The following is a 23,514-nucleotide window of genomic DNA, read 5'->3' on the forward strand; positions in this document are numbered from 1 at the left end:
GCGGTGGCGCGCGCCCGCATCGCCCTGCCTCCGGCCCCACCTTCGACTCGGGTTCCCACAAGAGACGGGGCACATAGTGTCGGTCAAAGTGAGTGTCGTCATCCCGGTGTACAACCCCGGAAAGTACATCGATCCGTGCATCGCGTCGCTGCTCGGGCAGACACTGCCCGCCGAGGAGTTCGAGGTCCTGTTCGTCGACGACGGTTCGACCGACGACACTCCCGCGCGCCTGGACGAGCTGGCCGCCGAGCACCCCCACTTCCGGGTGATCCACATCCCCAATTCCGGCTGGCCCGGCAAGCCGCGCAACATCGGTGTCGCGGAGGCGAAGGGCGAGTACGTCCAGTTCCTCGACCAGGACGACCACCTCGGCACCGACGCCCTGCGCCGGCTGTACGACATGGGCCACCGCAACGGCTCCGACATCGTCATGGGCAAGGTCGCCAGCAACTTCCGGGGCGTCCCGCACGGCGTGTTCCGCAACAACCGCGAGAAGTGCACCCTGCGCAACGCGCCGCTGTACGACAGCCTCACGCCGCACAAGATGTTCCGTACGCAGTTCCTGCGCGAGCACGGCATCGCCTATCCCGAGGGCAAGCGCCGCCTCGAGGACCAGCTGTACATGATGAAGGCGTACATCCCCGCGAAGGTCGTCTCCATCCTCGGCACGTACACCTGCTACCACTACTCGAAGCGCGACGACGGCAAGAACGCCGGATCGGCGAAGCTCGTGCCGGCCGGCTACTACGGCAATCTCCGCGAGGTCCTGGACGTGGTCATGGCGGGCACCGAGCCGGGCCCGCTGCGGGACCGGGTGCTGCGCCGCTTCTACCGGGTCGAGATGCTCGGCAGGCTCAGCGAGCCCGCCGTCCTCAACTACGACCAGGACTACCTGCGCGAGATGACCGAGGCGGTACGCCCCCTCGCGCTCGACTTCATGACCGATTCCGTGCACAACGGCCTCGGCCCGCTGCTGCGGCTGCGCTCGACCCTGCTGCGCAACGACGACGCGGAGGGGCTCGTACAGGTGGCCCGCTTCGCCTCCTCCATCAAGGGCGCGGCGCGGCTTGAGGACCTCGTCTGGGAGGACGACGGCCGCGTCGCGGTCGGCATCACCGCGCGCCTGGTGCACGGCGACGACCGCGAGCCGCTCACGCTGCTGCGAAAGGACGGCCGGCTGTACCTGCACCCCGACATCACCGGCCGTTTCCTGCCCGCCGGCGAGCTCGTCGACGTCACCGACGACCTCGGCGGCTTCACGGCCGAGCTCTCGCTGCGCGACCGCGAGACGGCGGTCGAGTGGCCGTGCCCCGCCATGTTCACGGCCGAGGTCGAGAACCGCGGCGACGGGAGCTGCGAGGTCGTGATGCGGGGCAGAGGCCGGCTGGCGTCCGAGGGCGGGAAGAAGGGCCGGGGCAGCCTCCCGCGCGGCTTCTGGGACGCCTGGGTGACCGTGCGCGGCCTGGGACTGGCCCGCCGGACGCGTCTGGGCGCCGACCGCGCCGGAAAGGTCGACGACCGCTGCCTGCCCGCGCTGCTGTCGTCCCCGCCCCGGTCGGTGATCCCCTACTTCACCGACCCACACGGCAATCTCACGCTCGACGTGGCGCGCCGCGGCAAGAAGGTGGCCCCCTATCTCGCGGGCCGCACGGTGCTGCGGATGCCGGGGGCGGGGATCGAGCTGCGGCTCGACCTGTTCACCACGGACGCCACGGGCGAGGGTACGGGTGTGGGCACCGGCGCGCCGGAGCTCGTGCTCACCAAGCCGTTGGACTCCGGGGAGACGCCCGACCCCGTGCACACCTTCCCCGGGGCACTGCGGTCCGAGCTTGGGCGGGCGCACCTGAGTGTGCCCCGGCGCGTCCCGGGAGCTCCGGAGGGCGACTGGCAGCTCTCGGTGCGGCTGGACGGGCCGAAGGGCCCGCCGCTGCCGCTGTGCGGGGTGACCGTGGACGGCGCCGGGCGGCTCCGGCCGGACGACGCCCTCCCGGTGCCCCACCCGATGCTGCTGCGGCAGCTGGCCGTCCGGCGCCGGCGGGCGGCGCTGCGGCGCACCGCCCGCGCTCTGGCCGGTCCGCTGGTGCGGCGGCTGCCGGCAGCGAGCCGCAGGAAGGTGCGCCGGCTGGCGGCCCGGGTGCTCGGCTGACGGACGCCGCCTCGAGGCGCCGCTTCGGAAAGCGGTGCACGAAGAAGTGGTGCACGACGAAGCGATCACGACACGAGGAGTGGACAGATGCGGCAGCTCTCCATCGGCGGAGCCTGGGTGCACGAGCCGAAGGTCTTCCCCGACAGCCGTGGGAGCTTCCACGAGTGGTTCAGAGCACCGGACTTCGCCGAGGCGACGGGACACCGGCTCCGCCTGGAGCAGGCCAACTGTTCGGTCTCCGCGCGGGGCACGCTGCGCGGCATCCACTTCGCCGATGTGCCGCCCAGTCAGGCCAAGTACGTGAAGTGCGTGCGCGGCGCGGTCGTCGACGTGATCGTGGACATCCGTGTCGGCTCCCCCACGTACCGCCGCTGGGAGGCCGTGCGCCTCGACGACGCCGACCACCACGCCGTCTATCTCGCCGAGGGTCTCGGCCACGCCTTCATGGCCCTGACGGACGACGCGACCGTGGTCTACCTCTGCTCCGAGGGGTACGCCCCCGAACGCGAGCACGGCATCCACCCGCTCGACCCGGACCTCGGGATCGAGTGGCCCGAGGGTGTCGCACCGCTGCTGTCCGACAAGGACGCCGCCGCGCCGACGCTCGCCGAGGCGGAGCGGCAGGGGCTGCTGCCGGCGTACGAGGCGTGCGAGGCGTACTACGCGCGCTTGCGCGCCGGCGGCTGAGCAGACGGAAGGCCCCGGGCCGGCCGTGCGGCCCGGCCTCCGGGGCCTTCGTGGCCCGGGGCATCCCCAGGCGAAGCTTCCGGGTGGTCTCAGCCGGTGATGTCCTCGATGGCGCGGCGCACCGGCGCGAAGGAGGCGCGTGACCTGCGCAGCGTGCGCGCCCGGATCAGGCCCGGCCAGAAGTCGGCGCCGAGCAGCGCCTCGGGCTGCACGGCGTTCTTTCGTACGAGCACCTCGTCCGGGACGTCCTGCGGGTCGGGGACGACGTGCTCCTCGATGATCTTGTCGTACGCGTCCTTGAGGACGGTGCTCTCCGGATTGGCGCCGAAGACGGCGGCGACGCCGGTGGGCGCGGTGTCCACCTCGACGACGACCAGGTCCGGGCGGTACTTCCGCAGCACCTGGACGACCTTGTAGACGTCGCCCGCCCAGAACTTGGTGTGCCGGTCGCGCGCGGCCTCGTCGACGCTCCTCGGGAGCATGTCGTCGAGAACGATCACGCTGGACCAGCGGGAATGCCGTTCGACGTTCATGAAATCGCGCAGCGCGTACTCGAAGAGATGCATTCCGTCGATGAACGACAGCTCAAGGCGGGGTTCGCCGCCGAGAACGTTCATCGGGTCCTTGCGGGCGAGTGCGCGAAACGGATTGCGGCCGTTGCGCAGATGGACCAAAGGGTCCTTGCGGGCGAAGAAGTCGTCACTCGTGGCTCTGACCAGGTGCACATCGCAGCTGATGCTCGTCACGACCCGGAATGCCGGGTCGATCGCTACGGAGGGAACCCGGGAAAGCGCCAGACTGCGGCCGTCGTTGACCCCGATCTCCAGATAGTTCCGGGGTTTGTAGATGCGGTGCAGCTGGCGCAGGAAGCCATGGCGGTCCACTGATGGAGCCCTTCGCTGGGAATCAAATGGATTGATTCCCAGCGAAGTTAGCGTGTACGCGCCCCGAACGTAAACATCTACCCGCCGGTAGCACCCATTCCGCGCTCTGCCGCGACAACTTCCGGGAACGCTTCTGCGAGCGCTTTGTGCCAGTCGCGAATGGGTTCGACACCACTGCGCACAAGCCCCTGATGTCCCAGCACGCTGTACGCGGGACGCGGGGCGGGCCGCACGAAGGAGGCACTGGTCGTGGGGCGCACGCGATCCGGGTCGGCGCCGAGCAACCGGAAGATCTCGCGGGTGAGTCCGTACCAGCTCGTCTCCCCCGCGCTGGTGCCGTGGTGGACTCCGGCGGGCACGGTGCCGGCGAGTGCGCCGTGCCCGAGCCGCACCAGCAGGTCCGCGAGGTCGGCGCTCCACGTCGGCTGGCCGCGCTGGTCGTCGACGACGTCCACGGTGTCCCGGGCGGCCTCCAGCCTGATCATCGTGCGCACGAAGTTGGGGCCGCCCGCGCCGTAGAGCCAAGCCGTGCGCACGACATGGCCGGTCTCGGGCAGCAGGTCCCGAACGGCCCGCTCCCCGGCCAGCTTGGTGCGCCCGTACGCGCTGCGCGGACCGGTGGGGGCGTCCTCGGCGTAGGGCTCGCGGGCGTCACCGGCGAAGACGTAGTCGGTGGAGACGTGCAGCAGGACGGCGCCGCTCTCCTTGCACGCCTCGGCGAGGACGCGGGGTCCGGTGCCGTTGACGGCGAGGGCCGCCGCTTCGTGCTCCTCGGCGCCGTCGACGTCCGTCCAGGCCGCGCAGTTGACCACCACGGCCGGCCGGTGCGCCTCCAGGGCGGCGCGGACCGCGTCGGGGCCGGTGATGTCGAGGTCGCGGCGGGCGAGCCCGGTGGCGGGCACACCCGCCGCCACCAGGCGGCCGAGGACGTCGCGGCCCAGCATGCCGCCGGAGCCGGTGACGAGCCAGGCACTCACAGGGCCGCACGCTCCTTCAGCGGCTCCCACCAGGCGCGGTTGTCGCGGTACCACCGCACGGTCTCGGCGAGCCCGGTGGCGAAGTCCTTGCGCGGCTCGTAGCCGAGCTCCTCGCGGATCTTCGTGCAGTCGACCGAGTAGCGGCGGTCGTGGCCCTTGCGGTCGGTGACGTACTCGACGCTGGCGTCCCAGTCGGCGTCGCAGGCGTCGAGCAGCAGGCGGGTGAGCTCCTTGTTGGACAGCTCGGTGCCGCCGCCGATGTTGTAGACCTCGCCGGGGCGGCCCTTGGTGCGGACGAGTTCGACGCCCTGGACATGGTCGTCGATGTGGAGCCAGTCCCGGACGTTGCCGCCGTCGCCGTAGAGCGGGACCTTCCGGCCGTCCAACAGGTTCGTGATGAACAGCGGGATGACCTTCTCGGGGAAGTGGTGGTGCCCGTAGTTGTTGGAGCAGCGGGTCACCCGGACGTCGAGGCCGTGCGTGCGGTGGTACGACAGGGCGATCAGGTCGCTGGACGCCTTGGCCGACGAGTAGGGCGAGTTGGGCTCGAGCGGGTGCGTCTCGGGCCAGGAGCCCTCGTCGATGGAGCCGTACACCTCGTCGGTGGAGATGTGCACGAACGTCCCGACGCCGGCCCGGTGGGCGGCGTCTACGAGGGTGTGCGTGCCCACGACGTTCGTACGGACGAACTCGGCGCCGCCGTCGATGGAGCGGTCCACGTGCGACTCGGCGGCGAAGTGCACGACCTGGTCGTGCTCGGCCATCAGCTTGGCGACGAGGCCGCCGTCGCAGATGTCGCCGTGCACGAAGTCGAAGCCGGGGCGGTCGCGCACCTCGTCGAGATTGGCCGGGTTGCCCGCGTAGGTGAGCTTGTCGAGGACCGTGACGGCCACGTCGCCGGGACCGTCGGGGCCGAGCAGCGTGCGGACGTAGTGGGAGCCGATGAATCCGGCGCCGCCGGTCACCAGGATCTTGGTCGTCATGAGGAGATCTGCACCTTGCTGTGGTCGCCGAGGACGAGTCGGTGGGACGAGGGGTTGCGGGGTGCGGGGGTGACCTCGACGTCCCGGCCGATCAGCGACGCCTCCACGCGCCGCACGCCGGTGATGGAGGCGCCGCGCAGGACGATGGAGTACTCGATCTCGCTGTCCTCGATCCGGCACCCTTCGGCGACGGAGGTGAACGGGCCGACGTACGAGCCGCTGATCACCGTGTCGCCGCCGATGACCGCGGGGCCGACGATGCGGCTGTTGGTGATCCGCGCGCCCTCCTCGACGCGGACCCGGCCGATGATCTCGCTGTCGTCGTCGACCAGGCCCTCCACCTGCGACTCCAGGGTCTCCAGCACCGAGCGGTTGACCTCCAGCATGTCGGTGACGTTGCCGGTGTCCTTCCAGTAGCCGGCGATCGTCGTGGACCGCACGTCCCGGTGCTGGTCGATCAGCCACTGGATGGCATGCGTGATCTCCAACTCGCCGCGCCAGGACGGCTCGATGGCCCGCACGGCCTCGTGCACGGCGGGGGTGAAGAGGTAGACGCCGACGAGCGCGAGATCGCTCTTGGGGTGCTGCGGCTTCTCCTCCAGGCCCACGACGCGGCCCTGCCCGTCGAGTTCGGCGACGCCGAAGGAGGTCGGGTCCTGGACCCTGGTGAGCAGGATCTGCGCGTCCGGGCGCTCGGTGCGGAACTCGTCGACGAGTCCGCTGATGCCGCCCACGATGAAGTTGTCACCGAGATACATCACAAAATCGTCTTCCCCCAGAAACTCACGGGAAATGACGACCGCGTGTGCGAGTCCGAGCGGCCGCTCCTGCGGAATGTAGGTGATCTTGACGCCGAACCGGGAACCGTCGCCGACCGCTTCCTCGATCTCCGGCGCCGTCTCCCCGACGATGACACCGACCTCGGTGATCCCGGCTTCCGCAATCGCCTCCAGACCGTAGAAGAGCACCGGCTTGTTGGCGACCGGCACCAATTGTTTGGCAGATGTGTGGGTAATGGGACGGAGTCGTGTACCGGCTCCTCCGGAGAGTACGAGTGCCTTCACTATCCCTGCCCTAAGAGTCGGAAGCGCGTTTCCCCCCGCCGGATGCCGCTCCGGCACTTCGATGTTACCTATGTCTCACCCTTTGCTTTCCTGCGTCGCAAAGCGCCTGCCCGGCGGGCGCGCAGCGCACTCCTGCGGATCCTGCCGAGAATCCGGCGCGGGAGGTTTCTGCGGACCGGCGGAAGGACACGCCGGTTGCCGGACCAGTCGGGCACGGTCACCTCGTAGAGGGACCGCGGGAGGCCACTGCGGCGGTCGCCGAAGTGCGGGTACGCGAGGTAGGTCCGGCCCGCGTACCGCCGGCGGACCACCTCCGGCGCCTTCTTGGCGGCGGTGAACTCCAGTACGTCCTTCAGCAGGTCGAGCCGCCCGCGGGCCACGCACTCCAGCACCAGCCGCTCGCCCACCTTCATCCGGCGGGCGACGCCCCGGGTCCAGTACGGCCCCGTCATCTCGGCCGCCAGCCGCAGCCGGTCGCGCTGCTCGGACTCGGACGCGCGCAGCAGGGCAGGGCCGAACTGCTGGAGCAACCCGACCGTGAAGGGCCGGAGCATCAGCAGGTCCCGCCCCCGGCCGGGCGGTTCGAGCCGGGCGATCAGCCGCGCCAGGGCGGTCAGCGCCTCGAATCGCGGCGGGTAACCGCCGCGCCGGGTCGCGTGCTTGCCGTCCTCCCGGCCGACCAGGTAGTAGCAGTCGTAGTCGGCGACGACGGACACCCCGTTGCCGCCGAGGTACGCCTCCATGGTGAACAGCGCGTCCTCGCCGGTCAGAAGACTCTCGTCGAAGGTGAGGCCCAGCCGGCACAGCAGCTCGCGGCGGAACAGCTTCTGCGCGCTGAGCGCGTAGATGATGCGCGAGGTGTAGACGTCCGCATGCTCCAGCGTCTTCTCGAACATCGACCGCGGCACGCCGCGCCCGCGGCCCGCCATCCGGCCCAGCACGACGTCCGTCCCGGCCCGGTCGGCCATGGCGACCATCCGCTCCAGTGCCTCGTCGCCGAAGAAGTCGTCGGCGTCGAGGAAGAAGACATAGCGGCCGCGGGCGAGGGAGAGGCCGAGGTTGCGCGGGCCGCTCGGGCCGCCGGAGTTGGGCTGCCTGATCACCGTGGTGGGGACCTTGGACCGGGCGGCGAACTCCTCCAGGTACTCCCCCGTGCCGTCGGTCGACCCGTCGTCGACGGCGACGAGCTCGATGCGGTCGGCACCCAGCGTCTGGGACTCCACCGACTCCAGGCAGCGGACGAGATAGGGCATGGCTTCGTACGCGCCGACGACAACCGTGACATCGGGCACGAGACAGTCACTCATACCTACAAGACAACCGGAAAATACCAAAAGATGCTTTGCGTGACTCACCGGGCAAAAAGGTGTATATCTCCGCGACTGGTGCCGGAAACGGAGAGCGGCCCGGTGGCGCCCCCTTCGGGGGTGCCACCGGGCCGCTCGCGAGGGTCGCGTCAGCCGACCGGCGTGTCGTCCAGGCCGGGCGACTGCTCCGACTCCGCCAGACGCTGCAGCACACCGGCGTTGCGGGCCTCGGCCTTGGCCGCCAGTGCCTGCACCGCCGCGTCGAACTGCTCGATGGATGTGGGCTCGTCCGGGCCGAGCAGGTACTCCTTCAGCTCGCGCCGCGCCGCGGCACGCGAGTCGGCGCCCCGGTCGGCGACGGCGGTGAGCAGCTCGTCGAGCTCGACCGCGCTGTTGGAGAGGATCACCGCGGCACGCACCGCGGTGTTCTGCCGCCGGAACTCGGCCTCTCCCACGCCCGCGGAGTCCGTGACCGCGTACGGCTTGCCGCTCGCGATGAAGTCCGAGACCACGCTGGAGATGTCCGAGACCATGCCGTCCGACTCGTTGAAACAGTCGTACAGACGCGGCTGGGGGCCGGTGATGACCTTGTGCTCCCACCAGCCGAAGGAGCGCCAGAAGGCGGTGTTCCACTCGTCCTTGAGCTTCGCGGTCTCCGCCTCGCGCACCGGGTCCGCCACGGAGTCGCGCGACTCCTCGGCCTCGTCCCGGCCGACGCGGGCCGAGCCCGACAGCTCGGCGAGCCGTGCCTCGACGCGCTGGAGCTCGGCACGGGCGGCGGCCTGCTCCGCGGCGTGCGACGCGGCCTCCTCCACCCACCGGGGCTCGTTCGCGCGGGCCGCGGCGGCCTGCTCGACCATCGCGGTGATCCGCTCGTGCACGGCCTTGGCCCTCGGGTCGCGGGTGCCGGTGAACGGGTGCGGCTTGTAGAGCACGCGGACCGGCTTCTCGGAGTTCAGCAGGCGCTTGACGATGTTCTCGCCGGCCAGCAGCAGGGAGGTGTTGCCGGGGTTGTCGTCCCAGCCCTCCCAGGTGGGGGCGTAGAGCACGGTCGGGACCGGGTTGAGCGGCTTGCCCGTCCACTGCTCGATGGGGGCGAGCTGCGGGCGGCCGACCTCGACGATGTCCTCGCTGAGCACACCGACGTCGGCCAGCGCGTAGCGGTCGCGGCCCGCCCGGCCCGCGGTCCACACCTCGTCGTACACCTTGCTGAACGGGTTGACGCTGGCGAGCTTGTCGCTGTCGCCGTGGCCGATGAAGACGTGCTTCATGGTCGGCACCCGCAGCAGGTGGATGTTCTTGCCGACGTTGGCCGCGTACAGCGCGACGCGCACCGACGACAGGTCCATGTTCATCAGATGCACACCGCCCGGCACGCAGAGCACGGGGAGCGAGGTGCTGCCGAGCTGCGGGACGAGGGCGCGCTCACGCAGGAGGACCAGCGGCCGGCCGCCGAGCTGCGCCATCGTCTCCAGCCACATGTTGACCTGGTACGCCGAGTCCTTGGAGCCGGAGAAGTACAGCATCACGGTCGGCCGGTACTCGCGCAGCCAGGCGTCGATGCCCTCCAGCACCTGCTCCGGCGAGGCCGGCAGCCTGGCGGGCCGGAGGTTGGGCAGCAGGACGGCGAGGTAGCCGACGGCGAGAGCCACCGTCAGACCCAGACCGGCGTACGCGAACGCCTGGGCGCCGGTCTCGATCGCGACGACCACCCCGACGAAGGAGAAGACGTCGAGGTGCAGCATCTTCTCGGCGGACCGGTTCAGCAGACCGCGTCTCGGGGCGTCGGGGATGCGCACGTGTGAGAGGTCGATGTTGCGCGTGACCACCGGAAGCCTCCGGCGCAGCCGGATCAGGGTGACCATCGCGCCGTGCGGCGCCTGGAGACCGTAGAAGCCGAGGAGGCAGGCGACCGTCACGTAGAAGACGGCGTCCTCCGCGTACCCCATGCGGGCCAGCAGCAGCACGAGCAGCAGCTGGCGCACGAGGAAGCGGATGGACAGGCCGGCACGGACCTTGGCCAGCCGGTTGACCAGATAACTGGACCGCTGGTGCAGGTACCGGTCAGCGAGGTAGGTCACGGCGACGGCGGCCGCGAAGAACCAGAGACTGGGAATTATCGCCGCGAGCATGACGCACGGGAATCCGAGCATCAGGAGAATCGCTGCGGCCAGCTCCGATGCGCTGCCGACGCGAGCCATGCGAATGGCTTTCGAGATCACGAAGAACCTGCTCCAGGGGGTGCCGACTGTTTGTCTTGCAAGAATTCTCTGCGAAGGATGTGTGACGGATCTGTTTCACAGAGTCGGGTCCCGGCGACGGCAGGCCCGAACGTCCGGACGTGTCGCAGTCTCATTCATCTTCGTGGCGATCGAGGACAGACGCCAGTGCCTGTTCGAATCCCGATGCCGCCTCGCAGGCGCCGCGCGTGGGGTCCTGCTGACGCACGTCGATGACGTGACCGGTCAGTTCGGACAGCAGCACGTCGAGCGAGGTGCGGGCCACCGCCTCGGACGACAGCAGCGAACCGGCCGGCTCGTCGCCGAACGCCTTGGTACGCATGGGGGTGGCTGTGCGCTCCGGGTTCACACAGTTCACGCGGATGCCGTCACCGGCCCACTCGTCGGCCAGGGCCTGGGTGAGGTTCACCATGGCGGCCTTGGTGGAGGAGTAGAGGCTGTACTCGGCGCGGCCGCGCGTGTAGCTGCTGGAGGTGTAGAGCAGCAGCTGGCCCTTGGTCTTCACCAGGTACTTGTGCGCGGCACGCGCGATCTGCACCGGCGCCAGGTAGTTGACGTTCAGCGCTTCGTCGATGGCCCTGTCGTCCGTCTCGGCGAGCTTGCCGATGCGCAGCACGCCCGCGGTGTTGATCACGTAGTCGACGCGGCCGGTCTCGGCGTGCGCCTTGGACAGCGCGTCCTCGACGTGCTCCGGGTTCTCGACGTGGGTGCCGGTGGTGGAGCGGCCGAGGGCGTAGACCTTCGCCCCGTACGACTCGGCGAGCACGGCGATGTCCGCGCCGATGCCGTACGAGCCGCCGAAGACGACGACGGTCCTGCCCTCCAGCAGCTCGCGGTAGGCCGCCTCGTCGGCCGGGGCGGGGACGGCCGTCGAGGCCAGCTGGAACAGCTTGTCGGCGATGAAGACGTCGACGGGCTGCGTGACCTTCATGTTGTACTCGTCGCCCGTGACGACGTAGATCGGCACGTCGGGGAGGTACTTGAGGACGACCGAACAGTCGTCGGTCGCCTGGAAGTTCGGGTCCTCGGCCGCGAGTTCGTACGCCCTGCGGATCGTCGAGAGCTTGAAGGCCTGCGGGGTCTGGCCGCGGCGCAGGCGGGAGCGGTCCGGGACGTCGGTGATGAACTCGCCGTCCTCGCCGTGGGTCCGGGTCACGATGATCGTGTCCGCGGACGGGATGGCGACATCGACGGCCTGGTAGCGGTCCAGCGCGTCGACGCAGTCCTTGACGACGCGCTCGGAGAGCAGCGGGCGGACGGCGTCGTGGAACAGGACGTTGCGGTCCTCCCCCTCGGCCAGGCCCTCGCCCAGAGCGGCGATCGCACGCTCGGTCGTCTCGCTGCGGGTGGCGCCGCCTTCGATGACACGGGTGACCTTGGTGAGGCCGGCCTTGGCGACGATCTTCTCCACATCGGCCACATATCCCGGCGCCATCATCACGATGACATCGTCGATGGAGTCGGCCTGCTCGAAAATCGACAGCGTGTGCTCGATAACCGCCTTACCCGCGATCTTCAGCAGCTGCTTGGGAATCGACAAACCCACCCGCTGGCCGGTGCCCCCCGCGAGCAGGACGGCGGTGGTTCGGAATGTGGCCATGTGCTGCACGGATAAGAGAACCAATCATGCGGAGGCTGGGGGGACAAAAACCGACTCTGACATTCCGGTTTACCGTCTCGCAAGGCGGCTGCTACCCCCCACACATTCGATTAAACCTGCTGTTCACCAGGGTGATGACGGGTGTTCGTGGTGACGAACCGTCCACCAACGAGTGACCGACGCCACACAATCGAGTGGGGTGAATCCTTGCAGAGTTGGACAAACTGCGCCTACATATCCACCACATTGAGAGCGAGGTCGTTGGAGAGCGTGTAATAGACGTGCACACGGACCCTCTTGCGCGGCCTGCCCAGGAGCCGCTTGACCACAGCACGGGTCCGACTCGTCTGCCGCTTGGTCATCACCGTGTGGGGATAGGCATAGACCCTTCGCTTTTCCATCACATCGTCGAGGAGGCGGCCGATCCGCGCCGGCGCGGCGCCGGGCGCGTAGCGGATGAAGAAGTCCCACAGGTCGTGAGCGGTCAACTGCGAGGCCGCCGGCACCGCCGAGGAGAAGCGGAAGCGGAAGCCGTCGCCGCCGACACGCTCGCCGGGGAAGAGGATCTCGTCCGCGGGAGTGCCCCGGCGGCGCAGCACCAGTGCCGGATCGCCGGATATCACGGCGGTGCCGAACATGCTGCCCTCCAACGCCACCTTCGCGCCGTCGACCCGCACCTCGGACACCTCGGCGTGCACCGGCCTGTGCCAGGCCCGCACCATCAGCGCGCCTCCCTTCGCCCTGTCCTCGTACGGGAGGAGATGACGCACACAAGTGCCGTGCCCCAGGCGCTCCTTCGCGCGCAGGGCACCGCGCTGGTCGACGACACGGGCGGTGACCCTGCCGCGGGAGCCCGCGGCCGACTCCACGAAGACGTTCCACACTCCCTCGGGGAGGTCCGCGCCGGCCGGAACCGTCGCCGACCCCACCGAGTCGACGGCGAACGCGCGCACATCCGCATGCGCTCCCGTGCGCGTGCACACCAGCCGGGCGCCGCGCTCGAGGCCTGTCGACAACGGCCCCGCCAACTGCACGCCGAGCGAACCGTCCGCGCCCACGGTGCAGTCGGCGACCTGCCCCGTCCCGGGGAGGCGGGCGCGCTGCGCCACATCGGCGGCGAGTTCGTCGAACAGGTCCTCGTACTGCTTGGTGACCACATCCGGGTCGAAGCGGCGCGCGTTGCGCAGGGCGGCGGCGGCCATGGCGGCGCGCAGTTCCTCGTCGTCGATGAGCCGCAGCAGCGCCCGGGCCACCGCCGTGACATCGCCGACCGGTACGAGCAGTCCGTCGACACCGTCCTCGACGATCTCCCGCGGACCGTAGTCGCAGTCGGTGCTCACCATCGGCACACCGCAGCGCATCGCTTCCACCAGCGTCATGCCGAACGACTCGTGACGGGACGTCGACACGGCGATGGCCGCCTTGGCCCACTCCGGCTCGATCGGTGAGTGAGGGCCCATCAGATGGATCTCGTTGTACAGACCCAGCGCGTTGATACGGTCCCGCAACGCGTCCTCCTGGTCACCGGATCCGTAGATGCGCAGCGTCCACCCGGGCCGTGCGGCGACGACGTGGGCGAACGCGTCGATCAGTACGTCGTACTGCTTCTCCGCCGACAGCCGACCGGCGGCGACGACCGTCGCGCCGGTGCCGTCGGACGGCGGCACGGGAGGCTCCGGCACGCTGTTCGGGATCGACAGCACCCGGGTCGTGGGCAGCGGCATCTTCTCCCGCCACACCGTGGCGTCGCCCTCCGAGACGGTCACGAACGCATCGATCGCATCCAGGTGGTCGTACATCTCCTCGCGCAGCGCCGACCGGTGATGGTGGTACGTCATGTGCTCCTGGCCGATGCGGACGGCGGTCGGCGGGGCGAACCGGGCGACGTAGGCGACGAGTCCGGGGCGGGTGCCGATGACGACGTCCGCGTCGGAGCCGGCGTAGTGCGCGCGGACGCGCTCGTCGACGAGCCGGTTGTACTCCCCGTAACGGGGCTCGGCCCGCGGGAAGGCGACGGCGGCCTCGGCGAACAGCGGCTCCTGACGGTCCGCGCTGCCCTTGCGGATGTCGACGAGCGGAACGACCGCGATGCGCGGGTCGAGGAGGAACGCGGGGTCGTCGCGGTGCCGGAAGACCGAGACGATCTCGACCTCATGGCGATCGGCCAGTTCCTCGGCCAGGTTCAGCGTCGTGCGGATGGTGCCGCCGATCCCGTAGACGGTGTGGATGAGGAAGGAGATCTTCATCGGCTCTCCGTTCGCTTCCGCTCCGGGACGAAGCGCGTCCCGCGGCTCGGGTGCCGACGAGCCGCGGCCCGAGGGACCATCCGAACCGGCCCTACGATATGACCGATACCTCCCGCATCGCCAGACTTCCGGCCATACGGGTGACGGACTGTCACTCCCGGAGGACATCGGGACGGGCCAGGGGATGGCCGCACCCGGGAAACACAGCGGCCCGGGCCCCACGGCCGCACGAGGCGACAGTCGGGCCCGGGCTCGGGCTCGGGTGAGCGGTTGAGCGAACGGACGGGCGGACGGGCGGACGGGCGAAACCGTCCGGGGCTCAGCGTCCGGGGGCGGGATGCCGCAGACGCCAGCCCTGCCACGCGGACTCGACCATCTGCCGGACGTCGTACCGGGCGCTCCAGCCGAGCTCCTTGCGGATCAGGTCGGCCGACGCCACCACCCTCGCCGGATCCCCGGGGCGGCGGGGCGCCATCTCTGCCGCCGTGTCCTGGTGACCACTGATCTCGCGGATGAGGTCCACCATCTCGGCGACGGACACGCCCTCACCACGGCCGATGTTCAGGACCAGTTCCGCGGAGGGGTCGTCGACCAGCCGGCGCGCGGCCGCCACATGTGCGGAGGCGATGTCCTCGACGTGGATGTAGTCGCGTACGCAGGTGCCGTCCGGGGTCGCGTAGTCGCCCCCGAAGATCAGCGGCGGCAGTCCCTGGTCCAGCCGCTCGAACACCATGGGCACGAGGTTGAAGACGCCGGGGTCGCCGAGCTCGGCGGACGCGGCACCGGCCACGTTGAAATAGCGCAGCGAGGCGGTGGACATGCCGTGCGCGCGGCCGGCCGCGCGCACCAGCCACTCGCCGGCGAGCTTGGTCTCCCCGTACGGGCTCATCGGGGCGCACTCGGTCCGCTCCGTCACCAGGTCGACGTCCGGCATGCCGTAGACCGCCGCCGATGAGGAGAACAGGAACCGGCGGACACCGGCATCAGCGGCGGCCTCCAGCAGGGTCTGGAGGCCCGTGACGTTCTCGCGGTAGTAGTGCAGGGGGCGCTCGACGGACTCGCCGACCTGCTTCTTCGCCGCCACGTGGACGATGCCCTCGACCGCGTGGTCCCGCAGCACCCGGTCGACCAGGGCCCGGTCCAGCACCGAACCGCGCTCCAGCGGCACACCGGCGGGCAGCCTGGCCGGGTCACCGGTGCTCAGGTCGTCGAGGACGACCACCTGCTCTCCGCCTTCGGTGAGGGCCTTCACCACGTGAGAACCGATGTAGCCCGCACCGCCTGTGATCATCCACGTCATCCGGTCATTCTAGAAGACCCCCGGAGGTCACTCGCCGCCCGCGGCCCTCAGGCGCTGCCCACGCTGTCCGGCAGCTCGGTGACGACAGGGCCGCCGTCCAGGCCGAGGGTGACCACCGCGGCCGGCCCACCGCCCGCCGCGCTCACGGGCGCGGGGTTTCCCGCGGTCACCGCGGCGTGCTGCCGGGCTCCTGTCGGGGCCACTGCGCCGTCGCGGCCGTCGTACACCAGTCCGCGGGTTCCGGTGGTGACGGCCATGAGGAGCTGATCCACCCCCGGCTTCCGGCCACCGACGAGACCGACGCGCCCGTAACCGGGTACGGACGTGTCCGCCACGGTCGTCCACCGGCCCGCCCGCCCGGCACCCAGGCGCTCGACCATGACCCGGTCACTGGCCACGCGCCGGTAGCCGATCAGCACGGAGCCGTCCGAGGCGGTGACGGCGTCCGGGACGTCCCCCGGCTCCGCCACGTAGCGCCGCGTCCCCTTGCGCAGCCCGGAGGTGGGCGTGCGCTGCATCCAGTGCTCCACCCACCCGGACGAGGCCGCGAACAGATGGATGAGCCCGTCGCCGTCTACGGTGGCGGCCAGCCCGTCCTGCACGTATCCGCCGGACAGCCGGCGCCAGCGCGACCAGCGGCCCTGCTCGTCGAGCACGCGGGTGCTCACGCCCTTGCTCCCGTTGCGCACGAAGAGATGGACCCGGCCGTCGGCGCCGGTCACCACGGTCGGCGTGCCGGCCAGCCGGGTGCGCCGGGGATCCGTCTCGGGGTTGCCGAGGCTGCGCCACGTGGGCTCGAAGTCACCCCCCGGCGTCAGCTGCCGGAGCATGACGATCTCGCGGACGTTGCGGGAGGTGCGCGCCTCCAGCCGGGAGAAGCGCAGGCCGAAGACGAGGTGGCGGCCGTCCGCCGTGGTCGTCACGGCTATCGCGGGCGCGAGCGCGCCGCCGCCCAGGTCCTCCGGCGCACCCAGGCGCCCGTCCGGTGTGCCGCTCCAGCGCGCGAGGCGGGTTCCGAGCACGCCGTACACCGTCATCCGGCCGTCGGCTCCGCTCACCACCCGGGGACCTGCGGCCGGATAACGCCGGTGGGTGCTCCGCACCCACCCGCGCTTCGACGCCAGGACCCGGTCGCCGCCGATCGCGTAGTCGCCGCAGCCGGACGCGTTGCCGCACTCCCAGGAGGGGTCGCCGCCGTACGCGTTGAGGTAGCGGGTCTTGAGGGCGACCGTCTCCCAGGGCAGGTTGTGCGGCCAGCGCTGGTTGTAGTAGCCCCGGTACGACTCGGTCTGGAAGGCCGGGACCTTCGCGCCGCGCTCGCTGGCCCGCGCCCATTCGGTGAGTGCGCGCCAGGTGAACAGCGCGGCGGCGGTGTGGTCCGGGTGGTCGGAGTAGCCGGGCTGATCGCTGCCCCGGGGGTGCTGCGGGCTGTGCACCTGGGCGTCGGGATCGGGGTCGAGCGTGCGTATCAGGGTGGGCCGGTAGCGCCGGAGCAGGGAGACGAGCGCGGCCACAAGGTCGTCACGGCCGTAGGTGAGGTGCGCACGGACCGGGGAATCGGGAGCGGGCTGGATCGGGAGCCGGACACCCGGAGTGGCCCACAGGTGCGTCATGTTGACGGCCCTGCCGCGGTGCTTGGCATGCATGCGGAGGTTGAGGAAGATCAGTTCCGCACGGCGCCCGCGGTGCTCGAGCCGGTTGAGTTCGGCCTCGTGTCCTCCCGGCAGCCGGATCGTCGTGCGCTCCCACTCGGTGAAGAGCGGGGCGCGGAGCATCTGCGCGTACGCCTGCCGCAACCCCTGCTGGCGCGAGGAGACATAGGCCGGGATGTCGGCCGCCGGCTCCGGTCCGCCCGGAATCACGTTCTTGCCGAAGGAACCGCCGTCCGTGACATAGACGGATATCACCGGTATCCCGCTCGCGAGTGTTTGGGCCACGTCGGGGTTCATGAAGAACAGGTCGTCGTCCGGATGGGCCACAATCTGCATCACCCGCGCGTGGCCGGGTCGCGTGAAGCCGTTCCGCGGTTCCACGCCCAGCTGCCGCACCGGCACATCGGAACCGCCCGCGCCGGTCGCCGCGTCCGGAGCGACAGAGGGAGTGGTAACGGTGCAGCCGCCCACCAGGACCGCTGTCGAGGCACCCGCCAGGGACGCCAGCACGGTGCGCCTGGACGGCGCAGGGCATTGAGATTCGGTCCGGCGACCCATGTCTCCCTCTTCACATCTGTGGCGATCAAGTGGGATCGCCACAGGTGAAGAGGAGAAATGCGGAATCAGGTTTCACACGATCGAGTGATCGTCATCACATAAGGGTCGAATTATGAGTCAACTTGCCGATGCAGCTCATTCTTGGCACCATGCGACGCTGACCATCAGCTCTGAGTGGAAGCCGGGATCGCCGTGAGTGACTCACTGCTGCCCTATGCGGTGGGCGCTGCCAAGCGTGCCCGTCGTGCCGCCGTGCGCATGCGCCGTCGCGTCGAGCAGCTGCACACAGTACCGGCGATCGGCGGCGGAATCCGGCCCCGGGCGCAGCTCCGGCCCGTGCACTTCTCCGTCTCCAGCGGACGGACCCTGAACTTCGCCGTCGCCGTCCCCGGCCGGGGCGTCACCTCCGCCGTCCTGGTGCTCTCGCACGGCACCGCCCGCGAACGAGTGCCGCTGGAGCTCGAGCCGCAGGCCGACGGCACTCTGCTCCTCACCGCGACCGTGCCGCTGCGCCACCGTGACGGGCCGGAGCCGGCGGGCCGCGGGCCCGTCCTGAGCACCGGCATCTGGAGGCTGGCCGTCCTGCTGACGGACAGCGAAGGGCAGACGCGGCACACGAAGATCACCGCGGCCGCCGCCCCCGAGGTCTCGGACGGGCCGACCCTGCCGTACTCGCCCTCACCCACGAGCGGCGCTGTCTTCCGCCCGGTCCGTTCGGTGGACGGATACGCGCTGTTGAAGGTCCGGCCGCCCCGCCCCCATGCCGAACTCACCTCGTTCGACCTGCGCTGGGACCGGATCACCGTGCACGGCCGGCTCATCGGCTGCACCCGCGGCACGGCCACCGCAACCGCAGAGGCCGTGGTGCGCCGCGGCAACCAGGCCGTCGTGACCGAGCCCGAGTGGGACGGCGACCGTTTCACCTTCGAGGTGCCGCTCGACAGGATGGGCAGCGGCCGCGGAACGGCCCGGACCTGGGACCTGTTCCTGCGGCTCGGCGGTTCCCGGCTCAAGATCGCCCGCCAGCTGACCGATGTCCGTCATCCCCGGCAGGTCTACCGCACCCCCTTCCGTATCGTCGCCCTCGACAACGGCTCTCTCCTGCGGGTGCACGCCCACGTCACGGCGGCCGGCGCGCTCGCCGTCAATTGCGCCGAAGTCATAGCAGCGCCCCGGAGCACAGAGGAAGTCGCATGAAGATCACGTTTCTGCTCACCTGGGGCGATGAGATGGGCGGCACGGAGATGGCCGCGTACACCCAGGCGATCCATCTCGCGCCCCGCCACGAGGTCGAGATCCTCAGCGTCTTCAAGACCCGTCAGGAACCGTTCTTCGCGGCGGCCCGGAAGGTCGAGCGGCGCTACCTCGTGGACCGGACCGGCGCGTACGAGCGGCCCGTACGCGACTCCGCCCTGGACGCCGAGGCCTGCCGCACACTGGCCTCCCTCCCCAGCGAGATCATCAAGCCGGCCTGGGAGAGCACGTTCAACCGGCTCTCCGACGTCGAGATGACCAGGGCACTCGGCTCTCTGGACACCGACGTCCTCGTCACGACGACGCCGGCGCTCATGGCTGCCGTCGCCGACCTCGCCCCGGCCCGCGTCGTCACCGTGCATCAGGAGCACCGCGCCTCCCAGCTCCGCGGCGTCTCCGGTGAGCCGCTCCTGGTGTACGCACCCCGCATCGACGCCCTCGTCTCCCTGACCGAGCGCACCAACGACTGGTTCGCCGACTCCCTCCAGGACGCGGCGCCCGAGCTGGTGGCCATCCCCAACGCGGTTCCCGACGGCTACCGGCCGCGTGCCGACCTGGAGAGCAGGACCATCGTCCTGGCCGCCCGGATGACGCCGGAGAAGCAGCTGGACCACGCGATCCACGCCTTCCACCGGGTCTCCGCCGACTTCCCCGACTGGACGCTGCGCATCTTCGGCGACGGTCCGCAGCAGGTGCGTCTGCGTCACCTGGTCGAGGGGCTCGGCCTGCACTCGCAGGTGGAACTCATGGGCCGCTCCGACCAGATGGAGCAGGAGTGGGCCAAGGCGTCGCTGTGCCTGCTGCCGTCGCGCAACGAGGCGTTCCCCCTGGTGCTGCTGGAGGTGTTCGCAGCGGGCGTGCCGGTGATCGCGTACGACATCGTCACCGGACCCGCCGAGATCATCCGGCACGACGTCGACGGACTGCTGGTGCCGCCGGGCGACATCGATTCCCTCGCCTCGGCCATGTCCCGCCTGATGAAGGACGACGACACACGGCACGCCTTCGGCAAGGCGGCGAGATCCGGCGTCAACGAGCGCTTCTCCGGCGAGCAGATCACCGCCCAGTGGGAGGAGCTGTTCGGTCGCCTCGTCGCCCGTCGTGACACTCCCGAGCGCCTCGCCGCCCGCGCCGACCGGACGGCCCTGCGCATCGCCAAGGGCGGCACCAAGAGCTTCAGCGTCGCGGCCCCCGTGTCCCTGCTGTCGAACTCCGCCGACGAGCAGAAGGCACGCGAGGTGATGATCCAGGCCCAGAACCGGTCCCTCATCCGGTCGGCCGGCCGCCTCGCGGAGCAGCGTGACGACATCGACGGCCCGACGATGGCGAACCTGAACCTGGAGATCACCGCCAAGGCGTTCGAGGACGCCGGTGTTCCCTTCGTCCTCGTCCGCAACGACGGCCTCGCGCACCTCGTCGCCGTACCGGTCGAGCAGCGCGCCCGCGCCCTCCAGGCTCTGGCGACCGGCCTGCAGGGCCAGCCCGTCTACGGCGAGCTGATCACCCCCCGCGGTGCCGCTCCCGGCGCCGTCCTGGCCGAACGGCTCGACGGCGTCGGCGAGATCGCCGGTGTCCGGGTCTTCAAGCCGGTGACGAGCGAGAGCCGCACGCTGCGCTACGGGCCGGCGTACGGATGCACCGTCGAGTTCTGGGAGGAGGACGAGGACGGCTGGCGGAACAGCCCGCGCGCCACCACGCTCCTCGGCCGCCGCCTGCCCTCGCTGGAGGCGACGGCCAAGCTCCAGGTCGGCGCACACGACTACCCGACGCTGGCCCAGTTCACCAAGCAGCTGATGTGGGACGTGGACTTCCCCATCGACGTCGTCTACACCTGGGTCGACGACACCGACCCGGAGTGGCGCAAGCGCCGCGACGGTGTCCGCCGCCGCCTGGACATGCCGGTCGACGACGCCGACAGCGGTGACGTCCGGTTCCGCAACCGGGACGAACTGCGCTACTCCCTGCGGTCGCTGGCGATGTTCGCGCCCTGGGTGCGCAATGTGTACCTCGTGACGGACGAGCAGACGCCGGAGTGGCTGGACACCGACCAGCCCGGCATCGAGGTGGTCAGCCACAAGGACATCTTCCCGGACCAGTCCTGGCTGCCCACGTTCAACTCCCACGCGATCGAGAGCCAGCTGCACCGTATCGACGGTCTGGCCGAGCACTTCCTCTACTTCAACGACGACGTGTTCATCGGCCGTCCGCTCTCGCCGGGTTCGTTCTTCCTGAGCAACGGCGTCGCGAAGCTGTTCCGTTCACCGACCTCCGTCCCGCCGAGCGAGCCGTCGCCGGACGACGAGGGCTACTTCGCGGCGGCCAAGAACAACCGGGCGCTGCTGGAGCAGGCGTTCGGCCGGGTGGCCACGCACGGCTTCCTGCACGCGCCGCACCCCCTGCGCCGCAGTGTGCTCACGGAGATCGCCGAACGCTTCCCCGAAGAGGTCTCGGCGACGGCCCGCAACCCGTTCCGTGCCAACACGGACCTGTCGATCACCTCGTCGCTGCACCACCACTACGGCTACCTCACGGGCCGTTCCGTGCCGTCGGCCATCTCGTGCAGCTACATCAACGTCGGCAACTACGAGCACCACTCGGTGCTCAGCAGGCTGCTGGCCTCCCGCAGCCATGACGTCTTCTGCATCGGGGAGTCCGCGGACGCCGAGGTCCCCGTCGACGAGCAGGACCGCGTGCTGCGAGCCTTCCTGAACGCCTACTTCCCCGTCCGTTCGCGCTTCGAGCGAGGCTGACGGCACACGGCGTATGAGAGAGGGGCCCTTCCCCGTCCGGCCGGACGGGGAAGGGCCCCTCTCTCTTGTCGCTCGGTGCGCGCTACCGCTTCTTCTCGAACGGGCTCGGCACCGGGAAGTACGCCTCAAGGAACGGCGTGATCAAGTCCTTCTGCTCGGTCACGTCCTGCTCCGTCGAGACCGTGTCATTGACGCAGAACACCGTCTTGTCGCGGTTGGCCAGCAGCCGGCCGAGCCTGGTGTCCGTCCACGGGTGGGTCAGGTCCAGGTAGGCGTAGGGCAGCTGGGAGGGCACCGCACGCTGTGTGTGGAACGCGTAGTAGTGGTGCAGCGACGACGAGATGGAGATGTCGTCGATGCTGCGGAACCGGCTCGCCTCGGTGCGCCGGTACTCGGTCTCGAACTCGGACTCGATCTCCGTGAGCACACTGCGGCGCAGCGGATGCGGCATGTGCTTCATCTTCTGCACGAGCACAGCGCCGTAACGCTCCTCGATCAGGCGCCGGTTGTTCTTGCCGGCCGCCGCCACGGGCGGATCGTCCACGGTCCTTTCACCGAGCGGCACCAGAGCCGGAGACGGGAAGAACTTGGTGAGACCGTTGGCGAGGAAGAAGTCCTGCGGCGTCACCTCGTTGCCGAGCATCACGTCGTCGTTGAAGTACAGGAAGTGTTCCGAGAGCCCCTCGATGTGGTGCAGCTGGCTCTCGATGGCGTGCGAGTTGAACGTGGGCAGCAGGCTCGGCGAGCGGAATATCTCCTTGTGGCTGACCACCTTCAGGCCGGGCACCTCGGTGTCCAGCCAGTCCGGCGTCTGGTCGTCCGTCACGAGATGGATGGTGCGCACCCACGGCGCGTACATGTGCAGGGAGCGCAGCGAGTAGCGGAGCTCGTCGCGGCTCAGGTAACGCGCGGCGTTGGCCGCCTCCGCGTGGTAGCCCTCACCGGAGAATTCGGCGCGGCGCCGCAGCCAGGCCGGGTCGGCACCGTCCACCCAGGTGTAGACCACGTCGATGGGGAAGGTGACCTCGCCACTGGGGACGAGTGCCAGCTCCGCCCGGGTCGGGACGCGCGGCGCGTCGGCGGACTCGCGGGGCGCGAAGCTGGTGAAGTACGCCTCCGGCACGGTGACGGTCTCGCCGCGGACCGGCAGCTTCTCGGCGAGCTTGCCCGGCCGCGGGGCCGTCAGCTCGCCGTCCTCCTCGCGCCAGAACTCGACGTCGCAGCCGTACTGGGTACCGAGCTTCAGCTGCCGGGTGGGATCGGTGCGGTACCAGGTGATCCGCACGATCTCCGCGTCACGCAGCCGGCGCCAGGTGGGGGCCTCGTAACCGGGCAGTGAGGACTGGGGCACCGGGCCGTTGCCGCGGACCACCGTGGCGTAGCCCGGCTCCTCCTGGCAGGCGGCGGCGAGCGCCTCCAGCGCGGCGGCACGGTCCTCGACGCGGACGGCGACGGCGGACGCGGTGTCCGAACGGCCCCGTACGCAGAAGTGCTCGATCCCGGCGCCGGACAGTGCCCGCAGGACGCCGTCGAGGTTGCTCCGGCGCGCCTGCAGCGGAGTCGTCCCCTCCGCCACCAGCGCCACCTTGAGCTCCTGGCCCACAGCGACCACCGCGCGGTCGGGTCCCGAGACGAGTGCCTCGTACCGCCTGGCGACCCGGCCGGCGCGGATCCGCTCGGCGACCGCGGTGCCGTTCGCGATACGCATCTTCAGACGGCGGCGCACATCAGCGTCGACCTGCGAGACGATTGCCCGCCGCACCCTCTCCGGCACAGCTCGGCGGTAGACCCCAAGAAGCCGGGGTGCCTCGGGATTTCGCACTGCGGGCGACTCCTTGAACGAAACGAAAAGAGCGTGTGAACACC

15 protein-coding genes are annotated in these 23,514 nt (G+C 70.2%); 4 read left to right on the forward strand and 11 right to left on the reverse strand.

The features are described 5' to 3' along the window. Positions 1–88: 88 nt before the first annotated feature. On the forward strand, positions 89–2,146 hold the full coding sequence (locus ACF08N_RS09270; RefSeq protein WP_392323980.1) for a glycosyltransferase family 2 protein: 2,058 nt from the start codon (positions 89–91) through the stop codon (positions 2,144–2,146). Between the two features lie 87 nt (positions 2,147–2,233). Continuing rightward, a complete protein-coding gene (gene rfbC / locus ACF08N_RS09275) occupies positions 2,234–2,833 on the forward strand; it encodes a dTDP-4-dehydrorhamnose 3,5-epimerase (protein WP_392323981.1) in 600 nt (199 codons plus the stop codon). A gap of 89 nt (positions 2,834–2,922) precedes the next feature. Here rfbC and ACF08N_RS09280 read toward each other — a convergent pair whose 3' ends face one another. The 10 genes from ACF08N_RS09280 to ACF08N_RS09325 form a co-directional block, all read right to left on the reverse strand. After that, entirely contained in the window at positions 2,923–3,717 is a 795-nt protein-coding gene (locus ACF08N_RS09280; protein ID WP_392323982.1) for a class I SAM-dependent methyltransferase, read from the reverse strand. A gap of 77 nt (positions 3,718–3,794) precedes the next feature. Then, positions 3,795–4,661: a dTDP-4-dehydrorhamnose reductase gene (rfbD, locus tag ACF08N_RS09285; protein ID WP_392324320.1), complete on the reverse strand. Its 867-nt coding sequence runs from the start codon at positions 4,659–4,661 to the stop codon at positions 3,795–3,797. 29 nt (positions 4,662–4,690) lie between these two features. Then, entirely contained in the window at positions 4,691–5,677 is a 987-nt protein-coding gene (gene rfbB, locus ACF08N_RS09290) for a dTDP-glucose 4,6-dehydratase (RefSeq protein WP_392323983.1), read from the reverse strand. Beyond that, entirely contained in the window at positions 5,674–6,741 is a 1,068-nt protein-coding gene (locus tag ACF08N_RS09295) for a glucose-1-phosphate thymidylyltransferase (RefSeq protein WP_392323984.1), read from the reverse strand. The genes rfbB and ACF08N_RS09295 overlap by 4 nt, the downstream gene beginning before the upstream one ends. A 68-nt stretch (positions 6,742–6,809) precedes the next feature. Beyond that, positions 6,810–8,048 carry a glycosyltransferase family 2 protein gene (locus ACF08N_RS09300; protein WP_392323985.1) on the reverse strand — a complete coding sequence of 413 codons (1,239 nt, stop codon included), beginning with the start codon at positions 8,046–8,048 and terminating at the stop codon, positions 6,810–6,812. Between the two features lie 149 nt (positions 8,049–8,197). Further along, positions 8,198–10,249 carry a hypothetical protein gene (locus tag ACF08N_RS09305; RefSeq protein ID WP_392323986.1) on the reverse strand — a complete coding sequence of 684 codons (2,052 nt, stop codon included), beginning with the start codon at positions 10,247–10,249 and terminating at the stop codon, positions 8,198–8,200. Between the two features lie 151 nt (positions 10,250–10,400). Further along, positions 10,401–11,888 (reverse strand): SDR family NAD(P)-dependent oxidoreductase, encoded by a 1,488-nt coding sequence (locus ACF08N_RS09310; protein ID WP_392323987.1) that lies wholly within the window; start codon positions 11,886–11,888, stop codon positions 10,401–10,403. Positions 11,889–12,118: 230 nt separating this feature from the next. Next, on the reverse strand, positions 12,119–14,134 hold the full coding sequence (locus tag ACF08N_RS09315; RefSeq protein ID WP_392323988.1) for a glycosyltransferase family 4 protein: 2,016 nt from the start codon (positions 14,132–14,134) through the stop codon (positions 12,119–12,121). A 319-nt stretch (positions 14,135–14,453) separates the two neighbouring features. Then, a complete protein-coding gene (gene galE / locus ACF08N_RS09320; RefSeq protein WP_392323989.1) occupies positions 14,454–15,434 on the reverse strand; it encodes a UDP-glucose 4-epimerase GalE in 981 nt (326 codons plus the stop codon). Between the two features lie 47 nt (positions 15,435–15,481). Then, positions 15,482–17,596, reverse strand: coding sequence for a PIG-L family deacetylase (locus ACF08N_RS09325; RefSeq protein ID WP_392323990.1), 2,115 nt, complete (start codon positions 17,594–17,596; stop codon positions 15,482–15,484). Between the two features lie 240 nt (positions 17,597–17,836). Between ACF08N_RS09325 and ACF08N_RS09330 the strand changes: the two genes are divergently transcribed. Together ACF08N_RS09330 and ACF08N_RS09335 are read left to right on the forward strand one after the other, a co-directional pair. Further along, positions 17,837–18,841 carry a hypothetical protein gene (locus tag ACF08N_RS09330; RefSeq protein WP_392323991.1) on the forward strand — a complete coding sequence of 335 codons (1,005 nt, stop codon included), beginning with the start codon at positions 17,837–17,839 and terminating at the stop codon, positions 18,839–18,841. After that, positions 18,838–21,648 (forward strand): stealth conserved region 3 domain-containing protein, encoded by a 2,811-nt coding sequence (locus ACF08N_RS09335; RefSeq protein WP_392323992.1) that lies wholly within the window; start codon positions 18,838–18,840, stop codon positions 21,646–21,648. The genes ACF08N_RS09330 and ACF08N_RS09335 overlap by 4 nt, the downstream gene beginning before the upstream one ends. Positions 21,649–21,730: 82 nt before the next feature. On the opposite strand, the gene ACF08N_RS09340 is transcribed toward ACF08N_RS09335, so the two are convergent. Next, positions 21,731–23,470, reverse strand: coding sequence for a stealth family protein (locus ACF08N_RS09340; protein ID WP_392323993.1), 1,740 nt, complete (start codon positions 23,468–23,470; stop codon positions 21,731–21,733). Positions 23,471–23,514 lie beyond the last annotated feature (44 nt).

Source organism: Streptomyces sp. NPDC015127 (assembly GCF_043080095.1).
Lineage (GTDB): Bacteria > Actinomycetota > Actinomycetes > Streptomycetales > Streptomycetaceae > Streptomyces.